The organism is Sphingomonas vulcanisoli (assembly GCF_011761305.1).
In the GTDB taxonomy this organism is placed as follows: domain Bacteria; phylum Pseudomonadota; class Alphaproteobacteria; order Sphingomonadales; family Sphingomonadaceae; genus Sphingomonas_I; species Sphingomonas_I vulcanisoli.
In genome coordinates this window covers 640,267-656,879 of sequence record NZ_JAAOZC010000001.1, presented here as the reverse complement: position 1 = coordinate 656,879, position 16,613 = coordinate 640,267, and the positions used below count along the sequence as shown (strand labels likewise).

Annotated in this window: 15 protein-coding genes; 11 read left to right on the top strand and 4 right to left on the bottom strand. The window is 66.1% G+C overall.

Going from position 1 to position 16,613, the window contains the following annotated elements; translation table 11 throughout:
• The first annotated feature begins 76 nt into the window (after positions 1-76).
• The 3 genes from recO (at position 77) to FHS31_RS03080 (ending at position 2,267) form a co-directional block, all read left to right on the top strand.
• Complete coding sequence (recO, locus tag FHS31_RS03090; RefSeq protein ID WP_167071841.1) at positions 77-805, top strand: DNA repair protein RecO; 729 nt, start codon at positions 77-79, stop codon at positions 803-805.
• A gap of 144 nt (positions 806-949) precedes the next feature.
• Positions 950-1,993, top strand: a complete 1,044-nt coding sequence (leuB, locus tag FHS31_RS03085) for a 3-isopropylmalate dehydrogenase (protein ID WP_167071840.1) — start codon at positions 950-952, stop codon at positions 1,991-1,993.
• Between the two features lie 97 nt (positions 1,994-2,090).
• Positions 2,091-2,267 carry a hypothetical protein gene (locus FHS31_RS03080; protein WP_167071839.1) on the top strand — a complete coding sequence of 59 codons (177 nt, stop codon included), beginning with the start codon at positions 2,091-2,093 and terminating at the stop codon, positions 2,265-2,267.
• Between the two features lie 44 nt (positions 2,268-2,311).
• Here FHS31_RS03080 and FHS31_RS03075 read toward each other — a convergent pair whose 3' ends face one another.
• Positions 2,312-2,860, bottom strand: a complete 549-nt coding sequence (locus FHS31_RS03075) for a glutathione peroxidase (RefSeq protein WP_167071838.1) — start codon at positions 2,858-2,860, stop codon at positions 2,312-2,314.
• A gap of 61 nt (positions 2,861-2,921) precedes the next feature.
• Between FHS31_RS03075 and FHS31_RS03070 the strand changes: the two genes are divergently transcribed.
• Genes FHS31_RS03070 through FHS31_RS03060 form a run of 3 tightly spaced genes read left to right on the top strand, consistent with a single transcriptional unit; the run spans position 2,922 to position 5,325 of the window.
• The gene (locus FHS31_RS03070; RefSeq protein ID WP_167071837.1) at positions 2,922-4,130 is read left to right on the top strand and encodes a trans-sulfuration enzyme family protein; all 1,209 of its coding nucleotides are present in this window, start codon (positions 2,922-2,924) and stop codon (positions 4,128-4,130) included.
• Entirely contained in the window at positions 4,130-4,543 is a 414-nt protein-coding gene (apaG, locus tag FHS31_RS03065) for a Co2+/Mg2+ efflux protein ApaG (protein WP_167071836.1), read from the top strand. The genes FHS31_RS03070 and apaG overlap by 1 nt, the downstream gene beginning before the upstream one ends.
• On the top strand, positions 4,540-5,325 hold the full coding sequence (locus FHS31_RS03060; protein ID WP_167071835.1) for a LysR family transcriptional regulator: 786 nt from the start codon (positions 4,540-4,542) through the stop codon (positions 5,323-5,325). The genes apaG and FHS31_RS03060 overlap by 4 nt, the downstream gene beginning before the upstream one ends.
• Before the next feature lie 146 nt (positions 5,326-5,471).
• On the opposite strand, the gene parE is transcribed toward FHS31_RS03060, so the two are convergent.
• From parE to FHS31_RS03045, 3 genes are all read right to left on the bottom strand, one after another.
• Positions 5,472-7,451, bottom strand: coding sequence for a DNA topoisomerase IV subunit B (gene parE, locus FHS31_RS03055; protein WP_167071834.1), 1,980 nt, complete (start codon positions 7,449-7,451; stop codon positions 5,472-5,474).
• A gap of 42 nt (positions 7,452-7,493) precedes the next feature.
• Positions 7,494-7,934 (bottom strand): DUF4174 domain-containing protein, encoded by a 441-nt coding sequence (locus tag FHS31_RS03050; RefSeq protein ID WP_208408497.1) that lies wholly within the window; start codon positions 7,932-7,934, stop codon positions 7,494-7,496.
• 111 nt (positions 7,935-8,045) lie between these two features.
• The gene (locus tag FHS31_RS03045) at positions 8,046-10,082 is read right to left on the bottom strand and encodes a lytic transglycosylase domain-containing protein (protein ID WP_341786273.1); all 2,037 of its coding nucleotides are present in this window, start codon (positions 10,080-10,082) and stop codon (positions 8,046-8,048) included.
• Between the two features lie 92 nt (positions 10,083-10,174).
• Here FHS31_RS03045 and dapA point away from each other — a divergent pair, with 92 nt between their 5' ends.
• The 5 genes from dapA to FHS31_RS03020 all read left to right on the top strand — a co-directional run bounded on the left by dapA (position 10,175) and on the right by FHS31_RS03020 (position 16,585).
• Entirely contained in the window at positions 10,175-11,050 is an 876-nt protein-coding gene (dapA, locus tag FHS31_RS03040; RefSeq protein WP_167071831.1) for a 4-hydroxy-tetrahydrodipicolinate synthase, read from the top strand.
• The gene (locus FHS31_RS03035) at positions 11,050-11,499 is read left to right on the top strand and encodes a hypothetical protein (protein WP_243843211.1); all 450 of its coding nucleotides are present in this window, start codon (positions 11,050-11,052) and stop codon (positions 11,497-11,499) included. Before dapA ends, FHS31_RS03035 begins: the two co-directional genes overlap by 1 nt.
• Before the next feature lies 1 nt (position 11,500).
• A complete protein-coding gene (gene smpB / locus FHS31_RS03030; RefSeq protein WP_167071830.1) occupies positions 11,501-11,983 on the top strand; it encodes an SsrA-binding protein SmpB in 483 nt (160 codons plus the stop codon).
• A gap of 69 nt (positions 11,984-12,052) precedes the next feature.
• Positions 12,053-14,134: a M13 family metallopeptidase gene (locus tag FHS31_RS03025; protein WP_167071829.1), complete on the top strand. Its 2,082-nt coding sequence runs from the start codon at positions 12,053-12,055 to the stop codon at positions 14,132-14,134.
• A complete protein-coding gene (locus tag FHS31_RS03020) occupies positions 14,135-16,585 on the top strand; it encodes a hybrid sensor histidine kinase/response regulator (RefSeq protein WP_167071828.1) in 2,451 nt (816 codons plus the stop codon).
• The last annotated feature ends 28 nt before the right edge of the window (positions 16,586-16,613 follow it).

Here is a 16,613-nt window from a genome sequence, read left to right as displayed (position 1 = left end):
GCCACCCCGGTCGGCTGCTTATCCCCCCTAGGCCGGCCGGGGTGACGTAAGGGAAAAGGCAGCCTACTCGGCTTTCATGCACATTGAGACGCAAGCGATCGTCTGCGCGGTCCGGGCTCATGGCGAGCATGGCGCGATCGTGCGCGCGCTGACCGCCGAGACGGGACTGATCGCAGGCTATGTGCGCGGCGGCCGGTCACGGCGGCTCAAGCCCGTGCTGGTGCCGGGCAACCTCGTGCGGGGCGACTGGCGCGCGCGCACCGACGAGCAATTGCCCGCGTTGACCGTGGAGCTGATCGAGAGCCGTGCGGCGCTGCTCGGCGAGGCGCTGCCCGCCGCGGCGATCGATTGGGGGACCGCGCTCGCGGCGGTGGCCTTGCCCGAAGGACAGGCCTATCCGCGCCTTTATGCCGCGCTCGATGGCGTGCTCGCGGCGGTGGCGGCGGCGCCTGCCGCGCGCGGCTGGGCGACGGCGCTGGTGCGCTACGAACTGCTGATGCTCGCCGAACTGGGCTTCGGGCTCGATCTTTCGGGCTGCGTCGCGGGCGGGGAGGGGGCGCTTGCCTTCGTCAGCCCGAAGAACGGCGGCGCGGTGAGCGCGGCGGCGGGCGCGCCGTATCGCGATCGATTGCTGCCGTTGCCGTCGTTCCTGATCGAGGGTGGCAGCGCCGATTGGCCCGACGTCCTAGATGGACTCAAGCTTACCGGCACATTTCTCGAACGCGATCTCCTGCATGGCCGCGCGGCGGATATACTGGCGGCACGGGAGCGGCTGGTGGAGCGGATAAGGCGAGTCGGAACTTGAAAATCCTCCCCGGAACGGGGAGGGGGACCAGCCGAAGGCTGGTGGAGGGGGCTCTCCACCAGCGAATCGCCATGCGGAGAGCCCCCTCCACCGCCGCTTCGCGTCGGCCCCCCTCCCCGTTCCGGGGAGGATCGAGGAAAAACAATGCTCATTGCCTTGCTGCCCGGCGACGGGATCGGCCTAGAAGTCATCACCGAGACGCGGCGCGTGCTCGACGCGGTGTGCGGCGATCGGCTGACCTATGAGGAGGCCTTGGTCGGTGGCGCGGCCTACAAGGCGATGGGCCATCCCTTGCCGCCCGAGACACTCGCTATCGCCAGACGCGCCGATGCGATCCTGTTCGGTGCGGTCGGCGATCCCGATTGCGACAGCCTGGAGCGTAAACTGCGGCCCGAGCAGGCGATCCTCGGTCTGCGCGCCGAACTCGGCCTGTTCGCGAACCTTCGCCCCGCGAAAGGCTTCAAGGAGCTGGTCAACGAATCCGCCCTGCGCCCGGAGATCGCGGGCGCGATCGATCTGCTGATCGTCCGTGAGCTTAATGGCGACGTCTATTTCGGCGAAAAGGGCATGCGGAAGACCGATGCCGGCCGGCGCCAAGGCTATGACATCATGTCCTACGATGAGGATGAGGTGGCGCGCATCGCCCGCGTCGGATTCGAAACCGCGCGGGCGCGGCGCGGCAAGCTCTGCTCGGTGGACAAGGCCAACGTCCTCGAAACCTCGCAGCTGTGGCGCGACGTGGTGATCGAGCTTTCGGCCGATTATCCCGATGTCGAGCTCAGCCACATGTACGTCGATAATGCCGCGATGCAGCTGGTGCGCAATCCGGGCCAGTTCGACGTGGTCGTCACCGGCAATCTGTTCGGCGACATCCTCTCCGATCAGGCGAGCATGTGCGTAGGCTCGATCGGCCTGCTGCCCTCGGCCAGCCTCGATGCGAACGCCAAGGGCCTGTACGAACCGATCCACGGCTCGGCGCCCGATATCGCCGGCCAGGGCAAGGCCAACCCGCTGGCGACGATCCTCTCGGCCGCGATGATGCTGCGCTATTCGCTGGGCATGGCGGCGGAAGCGGATCGGATCGAGGCGGCGGTGGCGAAGGCCTTGGCTGGCGGTGCGCGTACGGCCGATCTTGGCGGTACGATGCGCACCGCTGAAATGGGAGAGGCGGTACTACGCCAACTCTGAACGCCGGGCCCTCCGCACCTGTCGCAACATCGCGCTAAGTCCTTGATGGAACGCTATTTGCTCGGGCTTCTTTCAGGCAGGAACCCGGAGATAGGCCATGCATAATTCGACCGCAGTTTCGACCCTTGTGTTCGCCACGCTCGGTATCGCCCTGGTGATAGCGATCTTTCTTTTAATACGCTTCTTGCGCAAGCCGTCGCACCGCCATGCTATGGAAAACCAGCGCGAGCGCAATATCGACGAGATCCAGCGCGGCGTGCCACCGGAGCGCTGATCCTCGTCCGCTGGCCAGCCGCGGAGCGGGCCAGCGGCGAGACCTCACTCGCTGGCGAACAATTCCTTCTCGATCGCCGTCACCAGCTTGTCGTCGTCAGGGGCGGTGTCAGGAGCAAAACGCGCCACGGGCTCGCCATCGCGGCCGATCAAGAACTTCTCGAAGTTCCACAGCACTTCGGGCGCTGGGTTGGGCGTCATGCCGTAGCCGGCAAGCTTCTCGCGCATCGCGCTATCGCCCGCCGCCGCCGGAATGGCCGCAGTGAGTTCGCGATAGAGCGGGTGCTTGTCCGGCCCGACGATGCTGCTCTTCTCGAACATCGGAAAAGTCGCGCCGAAGTTAGTGGTGCAGAAGGTGGCGATATCCTCGTTGCTGTCCGGCTCCTGGCCCGCGAAATCGTTGGCGGGGAACCCCAGCACCGCGAAGCCCTGATCCTTATATTTCGCATAGAGGGCCTCAAGTCCTTCATATTGCGGCGTCAGCCCGCATTTTGAGGCGACATTGACCACCAGCAGCACCTGCCCCGCATAATCGGCGAGGCTGCTGTCCTGCCCCTTGATCGTCTTGAGCGGCACGTCCTGGATCGCGGTCATCGATGGTCTCCGTCACGGGCGCGCCATTGACGGCGCCGCGTGTCCTATCCAAGGGAGCGGCATGAAGCGCAAGGCCGGACAGGATCGATCGATCACGCAGCACTGGCGCCCGGCTACGCTCGCCGTGCGCGGCGGCACCGCGCGTTCCGAGTGGGGCGAGACGAGCGAGGCGCTCTTTATCACTTCGGGCTACAGCTACGATAATGCCGCCGAAGTCGCCGCGCGCTTTGCGGGCGAGGCCGAGGGCATGACCTATTCACGGCTCCAGAACCCCACCGTGCAGATGCTGGAAGAGCGGATCGCGCTGATGGAGGGCGCCGAAGCCTGCCGCGCGATGGCGACCGGCATGGCGGCGATGACGGCGGCGTTGCTGTGCCAATTGCAGCAGGGCGATCATCTCGTCGGTGGACGCGCGGCGTTCGGATCGTGCCGCTGGCTGACCGATACGCTGCTGCCCAAGTTCGGGATCGAGACGACGATCGTCGATGGCACCGATAACCAGGCCTGGGTGGACGCGGTCCGCCCCAACACCAAGGTTTTCTTCTTCGAGACCCCCGCCAATCCCACGATGGAGCTGGTCGATCTGGAGGCGGTGTGCGACATCGCCCGGAAGCACGGCATCACCAGCGTTGTCGATAACGCCTTCGCCACCCCGCTCCTCCAGCGGCCGCTGGAATATGGTGCCGATGTCGTGGCGTATTCGGCGACCAAGATGATGGACGGGCAAGGCCGTGTCCTGGCAGGCGCGGTTTGCGGCACCGAGCAGTTCATCGAGAACACGCTTCTTTCCTTCACGCGCAACACCGGGCCGACGCTGGCGCCGTTCAACGCCTGGGTCGTGCTGAAGGGGCTGGAGACGCTGGAGCTGCGCATCATGCGCCAGAGCGAGAATGCGCTCGCGGTCGCGCGTTTCCTGGAAAGCCGTGTGCCGACCTTGCTCTATCCCGGCCTGCCGAGTCATCCGCAATTTGCTCTGGCGCAAAAGCAGATGAAGGCGGGCGGCACGATCATGGCGATGATCGTCGACGGCGGCCGCGCGCAGGCGCATGCCCTGCTCGATGCGCTGGAACTTGTCGACATCTCCAACAACATCGGCGATTCGCGCTCGCTGATGACGCATCCCGCCTCCACCACCCACGCGGGCCTTTCGCCCGAGACGCGCGAGAGCATGGGCGTGGTCGAGGGAATGCTGCGGCTCAACGTGGGCCTCGACGATCCGCAGGACGTGATCGACGATCTCGATCAAGCGCTAACCAGGGCCGGGCTCTGATGGCCTCGGGCGCGCTCGATATTTTCTTCCCCTACAAGGCGGTGACGCAGGGCATCGTCGTGCGCGTTTCGGTGTCCTATCTGGAGGATCAGTCCGATCCCCGGCAGGGCCGCTGGTTCTGGGCTTACCATATCCGCATCGAAAATCAGGGCACCGCGCCCGTTCAGCTGATGACGCGGCGCTGGATCATCACCGACGCGCACGGCAACCGCCAGCGCGTCGAAGGCGAGGGCGTGATCGGCGAGCAGCCGGTGATCGCGCCGGGCGAAGCCTATGATTATGTTTCCGGCTGTCCGCTGGAGACACCGAGTGGCACGATGGAGGGCGCCTATCAGATGGCGGGAAGCGGCGGCGGCATGCTGGAGGTCGCGATCCCGCATTTCCCGCTGAGCTCGGCCGAGACTTTGCAATGAAGCGCACGCTGCTGCCGCTCAACGGCCTGCGCGTGCTGGACGCCGCCGCGCGCCACCTGAGCTTCACCCGCGCCGCCGATGAGCTGGCGGTGACCCCTGCCGCCGTCGGCCAGCAGATCCGCGCGCTGGAGGATACGCTCGGCGTCGTCCTGTTCCGCCGCACCGCCAAGGGGCTGGAGCTGACGCCCGAGGGCGAGCGCGGGCTCGATGCGCTGCGCCAGGGCTTCCTAGAGTTCGAGGAAGCGGTGCGCGCGATGCAGGCGGGGCAGAGCAGCAAGACGCTGACCATCGCCGCCCCGCGCGGGATCACCGCCAAATGGCTGGGCCCAAGGCTGGCGGCTTATGGCAAAAGCGATCCCGAACTCAGTTTCACGATCATCCCGGCAGACGTGCCGCTCGATTTCACCGAGGCTAATCTCGATCTTGCGGTCTGCTTCGGAGCCTCGAAGGGCAGCAACGAGGGCGTGGCGCTCGGCGATTTCCGTCATGTGCTGGTTGGGCTCCCCGATTCCCCCGAAGCCGCGATCACCTGGCCCGGCGCGCCGAGTCCCAGCCTGCCGGTAGTATTATCTGTGGGCGACGCGGGCTTAGCGCTGGATGCCGCGGCAGCGGGTTTCGGCCGCGCGATCGTCCCCGCGCTGGTCGCCGAAGCGGAAATCGAAGCAGGGCGCTTGACCAGTTTCGGGAATATCGAAGCCGAACGCGGCTACTGGTTGATCGCGCCCGTGCCACAATGGCGGCAGAAGAAGGTCAAGGCGCTCGTGGCGGCGCTGACGGCGTAATTCCCCCCTCTTCTTTCGCTGCCCATCAAATATCCGTGGATGCTGAGCTTGTCGAAGCACCGTACTTCTTGATCTGGGGTTTGCGAGAAAGAGCAGCCCTTCGACAAGCTCAGGGCAAACGGTAGCGGGTAGCTGAGCGCCAAATATCACGCATCGATCGCATCTTCTTCCACCGCGCTCGCGTTGGCCTGGATGAAAGCAAAGCGATGCTCCGGGTTCTTGCCCATCAGCCGCTCGACCAGATCGCGGGTGACCGCGCGCTCCTCATATTCCTGCGGTAGGGTGATGCGAAGTAGGGTGCGGGTCTTGGGGTCCATGGTGGTTTCGCGGAGCTGCTGCGGGTTCATCTCACCGAGACCCTTGAAGCGCGAGACCTCGACTTTCTTGCCCTTGAATGGACCTGCCTCGATCGCGGCGCGGGCCTCTTCATCCTTGGCGTAGAGGCTCTTGCCACCCGCAGTCAGGCGATAGAGCGGCGGTTGAGCGAGGAAGATGCGGCCGTCGCGGACGATCGCCGCCATTTCCTGAAAGAAGAAGGTCATCAACAGCGTGGCGATATGGGCGCCGTCGACGTCGGCATCGGTCATGATCACGATCCGCTCGTAGCGCAGCGCTGCCGCATCGCATCGGTCGCGCAGGCCGCACCCGAGTGCGAGGCCGAGATCTGCGATCTCCTGATTGGCGCTGATCTTTTGCGCGTTGGCCGAGGCGACGTTGAGGATCTTGCCGCGGATCGGCAGGATCGCCTGCGTCTTGCGATCGCGCGCCTGCTTGGCCGATCCGCCCGCGCTATCGCCCTCGACGATAAATAATTCGGTGCCTTCTGGGCTATCGTTGGCACAATCTGTGAGCTTGCCGGGGAGGCGGACCTTGCGGCCGGAGGTCGCCGTCTTGCGCTTGACCTCGCGTTCGGCCTTGCGGCGCAGGCGATCGTCCATGCGATCCATGACGAAGCCGAGCAGCGCCTTGCCGCGCTCCATATTGTCCGAAAGGAAATGATCGAAATGGTCACGCACGCCATTTTCGACCAGCCGCGCCGCCTCGGGTGACGTGAGGCGGTCCTTGGTCTGGCTCTGGAACTGCGGATCGCGGACGAACACCGAGAGCATCAGCTCGATCTCGGTGGTGACGTCCTCCGGCGCGATATCCTTGGCCTTCTTGTTGCCGACCAGTTCGCCAAACCCGCGGATCGCTTTCACCAACGCCGCGCGCAGACCCTGCTCGTGGGTGCCGCCGTCGGGGGTCGGGATGGTGTTGCAATAATAGGAATAGCTGCCGTCCGAATGCAGCGGCCACGCCACCGCCCATTCGACCGAGCCCTGCCCATCGGGAAAATCCTGCCGCCCCGCGAACGGTTCGGCGGTGGCACAGGCCCGCTCGCCGAGCTGCTCCTTGAGGTGATCGGAAAGGCCGCCGGGGAACTGGAACACGGCCTCGGCGGGGGTGTCGTCACCGATCAGCTCGGGATCGCAATGCCAGCGGATCTCGACGCCCGCGTAGAGATAGGCCTTGGAGCGGGCGAGGCGATAGAGCCGCGTTGGCTTGAAGCGCATCGCCTCGCCGAAGATTTCGGTGTCCGGCGTGAAGGCGACGCTGGTGCCGCGCCGGTTGGGCGCCGCGCCGATCTGCTGCAGGGCGGAGGTGGCGAGGCCTTTGGCGAAGGTCTGGCGATAGAGCTGGCGATCGCGCGCCACCTCGATGACCGTATCGGTCGAGAGTGCGTTCACCACGCTGATGCCGACGCCGTGGAGGCCGCCGCTGGTGGCATAGGCCTTGTTCGAAAATTTGCCGCCGGAATGCAGCGTGGTCAGGATGACCTCCAGCGCCGATTTGCCGGGATAGCGGGGATGCTCGTCGATCGGGATGCCGCGGCCATTGTCGGTGATCGTCAGGCGATTGCCTTGGCCCAGCGTCACCTCGATCCGCGTCGCATGGCCCGCCACCGCCTCGTCCATCGCATTGTCGAGTACTTCGGCGGCGAGATGGTGGAAGGCGCGCTCGTCGATGCCGCCGATGTACATGCCGGGACGGCGGCGCACGGGCTCCAGCCCCTCAAGCACCTCGATCGAGGAGGCGTCATAGTCACCGGTTGTTTTGGAAGCGGATGCGAAGAGATCGTCGGCCATTGCGCGCGAGCCTAGCGGCACATCGCCGCATCGTCACCCCGCTTAGGGTTTGGGCTTACCCAGCCCTGCGTGCGCCCGCGCCATTTCGGCTTTGCGCATCGGCATCGCGTCGATTGCCGCCTGCAGCCTTGCGGCAGGTATCGGGCCGTTGGCCTCCATCGCGGCATTGCCGTCCTTGCCGATCAGGAAGGCGCGATAGTCGTTCGGGCCGACATGATATTTGGCGCGGAGCTTGGCGGCCTTGTCGTGCGCGCCGAGCACCTTGTCGTCCGCCACCTGCACGAACAGCAGATCGCGCTCCGCTGCGCCCGGACCGAACTTGGCCATCTCGCCGCTTTGGGCGTGAAGGCGGGGATCGTTGAGATGCGGCGCGAAGGCGAGGAGGACGCGGTAATGGTCCTGCATCCCGGAAACGGAGTGGATATCGACCTCGCCCGCCATTGCGGGGGTGGCGATCAGGGCGATGAGGGGGAGGAGGCGCATTCTATGCCAACCTCGTCACCCCGGACTTGTTCCGGGGTCCACCCATCCTCAGGCGCCACGAGGGACTGAGGCGTGGACCCCGGCACAAGGCCGGGGTGACGGCTTGTGAGATCAACCCGCGCTTTGCTTGCCGAGATAATGGCTCAATCGGTTCCGCTCCGGCGTCTTGGCGCGCGCCGGATTGAACAGATCGTAGATCACCGCATTCTCCAGCACCTTCTGGACATAGGTGCGGGTCTCGGAAAGCGGGATCGCCTCGATCCAATCGACCACGTCCACCCCCGGGAGCCTGGGATCGCCATTATCGCGGATGAAGCGGTTCACATTACCCGGTCCGGCATTGTAGCTCGCCACCGCCAGCACATAGCTGCCGGAATAATAGCTCATCATTCGATCGAAGAAGGAGGCGCCGATCATCACATTGTAGCCGGGATCCTGCGTCAGCCGCGCCGGATCCCAGGGCAGGCCGAGCTTGCCCGCCTGCTCGCGCGCCGTGGCGGGCATCAGCTGCATCAGGCCGCGCGCACCGGCACCGCTCAGCGCCGCGCGATCGAACTGGCTTTCCTGACGGGAGAGGGCATGAATCATCGTCCAGTGCGTGATCCAGGCCGGCGGCACCGCGATCGTCGGGAAACCGCTGCGGATCGGATCGCGCGCCCCGGACGTACGTGCGTTGCGCGAGACGATGACCGCGAGATCGGGGCGGCCGAGGCTCAGCGCAAGCTCGTCGGCCAAGACATGGTCACTGTCGCTCTTGGCGTCGCTCGCGATCTGGCGGACGAACTGGGTCTGATCGAGCCAGCGGCCCTGCGCGCCGAGCAATTTGGCGGCGCGCACCACCTCACGATTGGCAAAGGCCGTGCGGGCATCGTCGGCGATGACGACAGGCGGGGGTGGGGGCGGCACCGCGATTGTCTGGCCCAGCCGCTCGGTGGCGAGCTGACCGTAGAACTGATCGATCTGGCGCGCGGCGGTGGCGAAATGCGCCTGCGATCCCGGCGCGTTGCCTGCGGCCTGGGCGGCGCGGCCTGCCCAATACTCCCCCTTCGCCTGGCTTCCCGGCGAAGCCGAAGCGGCGGTGTAGCGCGCGAACATCGCCTCGGCGTCCTTGGGCCGGGCGAGCTTCTTGAGCGCGACCTGACCGCCGAGCCAGACCAGGCTGGTGTAAGGATCGCGCGAGGCCAAAGGCTGATCCCGAACGGAGGCGCCCGCCGGATAAGCGGCGTCGGCCAGTAGGGCGATCTGATAAGCGAGCTGCGATTGGCCATCATGCGCCGCGCCGCTCGCTATGGTGAGGAGGTTCTGCAGGAAAATCTTGGCATCGAGCGGCGGCGCGTCGAAGCTGCCGAGGCCGGCAAGGTAAGCCCGTGCGGCGTCGCTTTGCGCGGTGTTGCGCAGCCAGTTGGCACGATCGATCGCATAGCCCGGATCGCGGTCCGCGCCTGGCCCGACCGCGGCCGCGGTGATTTGCGCATCGGGGGCCTTGGTCTGGAAACCGAGCCGCGCGGCATAGATCGGCCGCCGTCCCGGCGAGACCAAAGCGAGCTGGCGCTGCGCCGATCCGATCGCGCCATCCCACAGCAGCCGCTCCATCCGCCGATCCTGATCGGCCAGCGTGAAATCCGTGGCGAAGCGGGCGGTCAGGCGGCCCTCGTCGTCCGCGGAGAGCGCGCCTGCGGCCCAGGCCGTGACTGCCGCGGCCTTGGCCTCGTCGGTACGGCCCAGCGCCGCCAGCGCTTCGGCATAGCGCACGCGCCCACCCGAGGTCAGCGGCGGATAGAGCGCGAAATAAGCGGCGGCGGTTTGCGGATCGGTGTCGGGGCGCAGGGTACGCTCGGCAGCGCGGCGCATCGCGGTCTCGCCCGGCCAGCCGCGATGCGCGATCAGGAAGGTAGCGTAGTTCGAGAAGGGCAGGCCGTCGCTCTGGCGCAGCCGGTTCCATTCGCCGATCACCGGCCACAGCGGATCGTTGAGCGCCGGGGACGGTAAGGCGGCGGCAGCGGGCGGAGGCGCCATGGCGTCCGCAGCGGGAGGGCTCGGCTGCTGGAGCGTCAGCGTCGCGGCGGCGGCGGCGACCGAGGCGAGCACCACAGCCGGGGCCAGCACGCGCGTCCAGCGCGCGCCGCCGCTGGACAGGGCAGGGGGCACTTCCCTATCTGGCGGGCGCCGCGCGGGGTCTTCCTTGGAGTCCATGCGCGCCCAATATGGCGCTCCCTACGCCCAACGTGAAGAGAAGACCCATGTTTTTCGGCTCGATTCCCGCCCTCGTCACGCCGATCCGGGACGATAAGGTGGATGAGGAGGCCTTCCGCCGCTTCGTCGATTGGCAGATCGATAGCGGCTCGGCGGGTCTGGTGCCCTGCGGCACCACCGGCGAGGCGGCGACCATGTCGATCGAGGAGCATGATCGCGTCGTCGCGCTCTGCGTCGAGCAATCGGCGGGGCGGGTGCCGGTGATCGCTGGCTGCGGATCGAACCACACCACCGTCGCACTCGGCCATATGCAGCGCGCCAAGGCGGCGGGCGCGGATGCCGCGCTGGTCGTGCTGCCCTATTACAACCGCCCCAACCAGCAGGGCATCATCGCCCACTTCACCTATCTGGCCGAGCACTGCGATCTGCCGATCGTGGTGTATAACGTGCCGGGCCGTACCGTGACCGACATCAGCGTGGAGACCCTGGCCGAGGTCGCCAAGCTGCCGACGGTGGTCGGCATCAAGGATGCCAGCGGCAAGCTGGAGCGCGTGACGGGCCACCGCCTCGCGATCGGGCCCGATTTCTGTCAGCTTTCCGGCAATGACGAGACCTCGCTCGCGCATATGGCGATGGGCGGGGCCGGCTGCATCTCGGTAACGGCCAATATCGCACCGCGCCTCTGCGCCGATTTCCAGGCCGCCTGCCGCGAAGGCCGGTGGCAGGACGCGCTGGCGCTGCAGGATCGCCTGTTCCCGCTCCACACCGCTTTGTTCAGCGATGCCTCGCCCGGCCCGGTGAAATATGCGCTTTGCAAGCTCCATCCCGAGTTCCCGCAGGACATCCGCCTGCCAATGACCTGGCCGAGCGACGCGAGTCGCAAGGCGGTGGACGCCGCGCTTGCGCATGCCGGGCTCGTTTGATGGCGTTCAGGGCATCGACGCTGCGGTCGATCCGCGAATGGCACCTGTATCTGGGGCTGTTCTTCGCCCCGATGCTGCTGCTGTTTTCGGTCAGCGGTGCTGTGCAGACCTATCGCGTGCCCGATCAGCCCGCCGCGCCGGGTTGGATCAAATGGATGGCGTCCGTCCACAAGGATCAGGCGCTGCCCCATGCGCGCAAGCCAAAGAAGCCGGATGAGCCTGCCAAGGCGGGTGCCGCGACAGGAAACGGCGCCAAGCCGGACGCTGTGACGCCGCCCAAGCACAACAAGCTGCCGCTGCAGATTTTCGTTACATTGTTGTCTGTCGGTCTATTCTGCTCGACCCTTCTCGGTGTCACCATCGCGATCAACAGCCGGGCCACGCGGCGTATTTCGCTCGTGTTGCTGGTTGCGGGCACCATCGTGCCGCTCGTTTTGTTATACCTCTGAAATGGCCCGTCCCCGCCCGCAGGAATTCGAGAAGAAGAAGGTGGTCGCCGAGAATCGGCGCGCGCGGTTCGAGTTTTTCCTTGAGGAGTTTTTCGAAGCGGGCATCGCGCTGACCGGCACCGAGGTAAAGTCGCTGCGCTTCGGCGAGGGATCGATCGCGGAGGCCTATGCCGATGTGAAGGATGGGCAGGTCAGCCTGATCAACGCCAACATCCCCGAATATAATTTCGGCAACCGCTTCAATCACGAGCCGCGGCGCCCGCGCAAACTGCTGCTGCACGAGCGCGAGATCGAGAAGATGCACAAGGCGCTCAGCCGCGAGGGCATGACGCTGATCCCGATGGCGGTCTATTTCAACGGCCGCGGCCGGGCGAAGGTCGAACTCGCGCTCGCCAAGGGCAAGAAGCTTCACGACAAACGCGAAACGGTGAAGGACCGTGATTGGAAGCGCGATCAGCAGCGATTGATGCGCGAACGGGGATAAGCCCGCTATTTCCTTGTTAAACATCGGGGACTAGGCTCGGGCATCACAAAATAAGAGGGTTGCCCCCACATGTCGAAGACCTTGTTCCTCCTGCTCGCCGCGAGCGCACTGACTGTCCCCGCCATCGCGCAAACGCCCAAGGAAATTGCGAAGAAACCGGTCGGCGCCGCTGTCGGCCCGGTGAAGGGCCAGCAGGCCGCGCTTGCTAGTGACAAACCCCAGATCGGCAGCTTCGGCTTCGACGAGGCCGGCATGGACAAGTCGGTCGCGCCCGGCGACGATTTTTACGCTTATGGCAATGGCACCTGGGGCAAGACCACCGAGATTCCCGCCGACAAATCCAACTACGGTTCGTTCGAGGTGCTTGGTGATCTTTCCGATCAGCGCACGCATGACATCCTCGAAACCGCGAAGGGCGATCCGAGCAGCAAGATCGGCATCGCTTACGCCACCTATCTCGATACCAACACGATCGAATCCAAGGGGCTGACGCCGATCCAGCCCTGGCTCGACAAGATCAAGGGCCTCAAGACCAAGGCCGGCTATGCCGCGCTCGCCGCCGATGCCTCCCGCCACGGCATCGGCACGCCGATCGATACCGGCGTCGGCCAGGACAGCAAGAATCCGGACGTCTACGTGGTGGAGGTGTCGCAGTCCGGCCTGGGTATGCCCGACCGTGACTATTACCTCAGCACCGATCCCAAACTCGCGCAGACCAAGGCCGCCTATCTTACCCACCTGACCAGAGTGCTGACGCTGGCGGGCGAGCAGGATGCCGCTGCTCGGGCGCAGGCGATCGTCGATTTCGAAACCGCGATCGCCAAGGTCAGCTGGACGCGGATCGACCGACGCGATGCCGACAAGACCTATAACAAGATGACCGTCGCCCAGCTAACCCAGAGCGCGCCTGGCTTTGATTTTGTCACCGTCCTGCGCGAGCAGAAGACACCCGTCGATACGGTGATCGTCTCGGAGCCGAGCGCGGTCTCCGGCATCGCCAAGCTGATCGCCGATGCGCCGATCGGCGTGCTCAGGGATCAATTGCTCGTCCGTTCGATCGACGGTTACGCCTCGGTGCTGCCGCGCGCGTTCGATCAGGAGCAGTTCGCCTTCGCCGGCACCGCGCTTTCGGGCGTGCCGCAGCAGCAGGATCGCTGGAAGCGCGCGGTGGCCTTCACCAGCGGCGCGCTGACGGACGATGTCGGCAAGCTCTACGTCGCCAAATATTTCCCGCCGGAGACCAAGGCGGCGGCCGATCGACTGGTGAAGAACATCATCGCCGCGATGGACGCGCGGATCGACAAGCTGACGTGGATGGCGCCGGAAACCAAGGTCAAGGCGCATGCCAAGCTCGCCGCCTTCACCCCCAAGATCGGCTATCCGTCACGCTGGAACGACTATTCTTCGCTGGAGATCACCGCAGGCGACGCTTTCGGCAACCGCTGGCGCTCGAGCGAATGGCACAGCGATTATGAGGCGAACAAGCTCGGCAAGCCGATCTATCGCTGGGAATGGGGCATGACCCCGATGACGATCAACGCTTATGCCAATTTCGGCATGGTCGAGATCGTCTTCCCGGCCGCGATCCTGCAGCCGCCCTTCTTCGATCCGCATGCCGATCCGGCGGTCAATTACGGCGGCATCGGTGCCGTGATCGGCCATGAGCTCAGCCATCATTTCGACGATCAGGGCGCCAAATATGACCTGCACGGCCGCCTGACCAATTGGTGGACCGATCAGGATGTGAGCAACTTCAAGGCGATGACGGGCAAGCTTGTCGCCGAATATGATCAGTATGAGCCGCTGCCCGGCATGCATGTGAAGGGCGCGTTGACGCTTGGCGAGAATATGGCCGATCTCGCCGGGCTGACGATCGCCTACGATGCCTATCACAAATCACTGAACGGCAAGGCGGCGCCGGTGATCGACGGCTTCACGGGCGATCAGCGTTTCTATCTCGGCTGGGCGCAAGTGTGGCGGCGCAACTATCGCGAGGCGAACCTGCGCCAGCGGCTGCTGACGGATCCGCATTCGCCTTCGCCGCAGCGCACCGACATCGTCCGCAATCTCGCGCCCTGGTACGATGCCTTCAAGCCCGCGCCCGGCACCAAGCTCTACCTGACCCCCGAGCAGCGCGTTCTGGTCTGGTAAATGGCGAGCAGCGCGCCGATCCTCTGGGCCTCCCCCGATCAGCGGCGGGACGATCGCCTGCTGATTGCGGGCGTGATCGGCGCGGCCTTGCTCTCGGCGGCCTGCGCCTGCCTATTGCTGGCGCCTATGGATCTGGCGGTGCCGCTCGCCAGCTTCTTCGGGGGGGCAGGGCTGGTGGCCGGCGTGATGCTGACGCGGCCGGCGCGCGCGGTGGCGGGGGCGATCCCCGCCGCCGATTGGCCGCTCATCCGCACCGTGCTGGAAGACGCAGTCTCGCCGACCGCGATCACCACGCGGATGGGGCGGATGGTCTGCGCCAACCCGGCCTGGGAGGAGATGTTCGGCGGTCTGCCGGCGCCACGTGATCTGCCGCTGGTGCCCGAGGCATCGGGCCGGCTGATCGAGGCGGCGCGCACCGCCTGGCGCGACGGAACGGCGCGTGTCGAGGAGCTGGAAGTCAACGGCCGGCCTTATGTCGGCTGGCTGCGCCGCTGCGGCCGCGGCGAGGAATATCTGATCTGGCGACTGCGCCCGTCGCACCGCCACGATCTGGTCGAGGCGACGCTGGCGATGGCGAACGGCCTGATGGGCGATCGGCTGGGCCACGCCGGAGTGATGCTCGCGCTGGTCGATGCCGGGGGCAGCCTGATCGGCGGCAACGAGGGCTTCCGCCGCCGCGCAACGGGACAGGACGATGCCGCGATCGCCGGCCTGCCGCTCACCGGCCTGATCGAAATGAGCGAGGAGGGCCAGATCCGCCTGACCCGGGAGGGGGAGGATTCGGCGCCGCTGCGCGTCGTCGCCATCCCGCTCGAGACGCAGGAGTCGGGCGAGAGCGAGAATGATGGCGAGACGCCGATCGCGGGCGCCACCGCCTTCCTGCTGCTCGACGAGGATCCCGATGCGCTGACCGCCGCCGCCGCGCGCCGCGCCGCCACCGGCCACCTTCACGAACTGCTGGCGATGCTGCCGCTGGGCATCGCGCTTGCCGAGCGCGACGGGCGCTTCCTGTTCCTGAACGAAGCCTTCGCGCGCGCCGCCGGTCTCGCCCGCCCCGATGCCGCGGTTTACCCGAGCGATCTGGTCGTCAAGGAGGACAAGGCTGCGGTGATCGAGGCGGTGCGCCGCTTCACCGCCGGCCGAGCGTTGCCCGGCGATCTCGCGGTGCGGCTCGCCTCCAAACCCGACGAGCCTGTCGCGCTAACCATCGCCAACGCCAAGGGCCTGGGCGAGGCGGCGGTGCTGCTCAGCCTCAAGGACAATAGCGAGGAATCGAAGCTCAAGCGCCAGATCGCGCAGGCGACCAAGATGCAGGCGGTGGGCCAGCTCGCCGGTGGCGTCGCGCACGATTTCAACAACATCCTGACCGCGATCATCGGCCACTGCGATCTGATGGCGATGCGCCACATGCCCGGCGATATCGATTATGACGATATCCAGCAGATCAAGCACAATTCGAACCGCGCCGCCGCTCTGACGCGCCAACTGCTCGCCTTCTCGCGCCAGCAGACGCTGCGGCCCCAGCTCCTGCAGCTGCCCGAGGTCATTTCCGAGATCACCAACCTGCTCCGCCGCCTGCTCGGTGAGACCGTACGGCTGGAGGTCAAGCATGGCCGCAACCTCGGCACGGTCCGCGCCGATCCCGGGCAGCTGGAGCAGGTGATCGTCAATCTCGCGGTCAACGCCCGCGACGCCATGCCCGAAGGGGGCCGCGTGACGCTCGAGACCTTCGCCGTCCCGGCGCGCGATGTGCGGCGGATGCGCAGCGACATCATGCCGATCCAGGATTATACCGCGCTCAAGGTCTCCGATACCGGCTTCGGCATCCCGCAGGACAATCTCTCCAAGATCTTCGAGCCCTTCTTCACCACCAAGGAGGTGGGCAAGGGCACGGGGCTGGGGCTTTCCACCGTCTACGGCATCGTCAAGCAGACCGACGGCTTCATCTTCGCCGAATCGGACGTTGGGCACGGCACCAGCTTCGTAATGTACCTTCCGGTTCACGAAGCCGGTGCGGCGGACGCGGGCGAGGCCGAGGCCGCGCCGGTCCGCGTCGAGGGCCAGGCCGGCGAGCTCTGGGGATCGGGGACGATCCTGCTCGTCGAGGATGAGACGATGGTCCGCGCCGTCGCCGAGCGCGCGCTGACGCGGCAGGGCTATCGCGTGCTCACCGCCACCAACGGCGAGGAGGCGCTGGAGCTGCTGGACGATATCGGTGGCGAGCGGTTCGATCTGCTGATCACCGATGTCGTCATGCCCGCGATGGACGGGCCCACGCTTGTCAGCCATGCCCGGCAGCGTTTCCCGGAGATGAAGATCATCTTCATGTCCGGCTATGCCGAGGAGCAACTGCGCAGCTCGATCGAGCTGAAAGATGTCGCCTTCCTGCCCAAGCCCTTCTCCGTCCAGCAGATCGGCCAGGCCGCGCACGATGCGCTGATGCCGGCCTAATGGATTGGCCTCCGGCGCCGACGCCGCT

What these genes read in the sequence shown, in the direction of transcription:
- recO (WP_167071841.1), top strand. Translation starts at nt 77, where the DNA reads ATGCACATTGAGACGCAAGCGATCGTCTGCGCGGTCCGGGCTCATGGC.
- leuB (WP_167071840.1), top strand. Translation starts at nt 950, where the DNA reads ATGCTCATTGCCTTGCTGCCCGGCGACGGGATCGGCCTAGAAGTCATC.
- FHS31_RS03080 (WP_167071839.1), top strand. Translation starts at nt 2,091, where the DNA reads ATGCATAATTCGACCGCAGTTTCGACCCTTGTGTTCGCCACGCTCGGT.
- FHS31_RS03075 (WP_167071838.1), bottom strand. Translation starts at nt 2,860, where the DNA reads ATGACCGCGATCCAGGACGTGCCGCTCAAGACGATCAAGGGGCAGGAC.
- FHS31_RS03070 (WP_167071837.1), top strand. Translation starts at nt 2,922, where the DNA reads ATGAAGCGCAAGGCCGGACAGGATCGATCGATCACGCAGCACTGGCGC.
- apaG (WP_167071836.1), top strand. Translation starts at nt 4,130, where the DNA reads ATGGCCTCGGGCGCGCTCGATATTTTCTTCCCCTACAAGGCGGTGACG.
- FHS31_RS03060 (WP_167071835.1), top strand. Translation starts at nt 4,540, where the DNA reads ATGAAGCGCACGCTGCTGCCGCTCAACGGCCTGCGCGTGCTGGACGCC.
- parE (WP_167071834.1), bottom strand. Translation starts at nt 7,451, where the DNA reads ATGGCCGACGATCTCTTCGCATCCGCTTCCAAAACAACCGGTGACTAT.
- FHS31_RS03050 (WP_208408497.1), bottom strand. Translation starts at nt 7,934, where the DNA reads ATGCGCCTCCTCCCCCTCATCGCCCTGATCGCCACCCCCGCAATGGCG.
- dapA (WP_167071831.1), top strand. Translation starts at nt 10,175, where the DNA reads ATGTTTTTCGGCTCGATTCCCGCCCTCGTCACGCCGATCCGGGACGAT.
- FHS31_RS03035 (WP_243843211.1), top strand. Translation starts at nt 11,050, where the DNA reads ATGGCGTTCAGGGCATCGACGCTGCGGTCGATCCGCGAATGGCACCTG.
- smpB (WP_167071830.1), top strand. Translation starts at nt 11,501, where the DNA reads ATGGCCCGTCCCCGCCCGCAGGAATTCGAGAAGAAGAAGGTGGTCGCC.
- FHS31_RS03025 (WP_167071829.1), top strand. Translation starts at nt 12,053, where the DNA reads ATGTCGAAGACCTTGTTCCTCCTGCTCGCCGCGAGCGCACTGACTGTC.
- FHS31_RS03020 (WP_167071828.1), top strand. Translation starts at nt 14,135, where the DNA reads ATGGCGAGCAGCGCGCCGATCCTCTGGGCCTCCCCCGATCAGCGGCGG.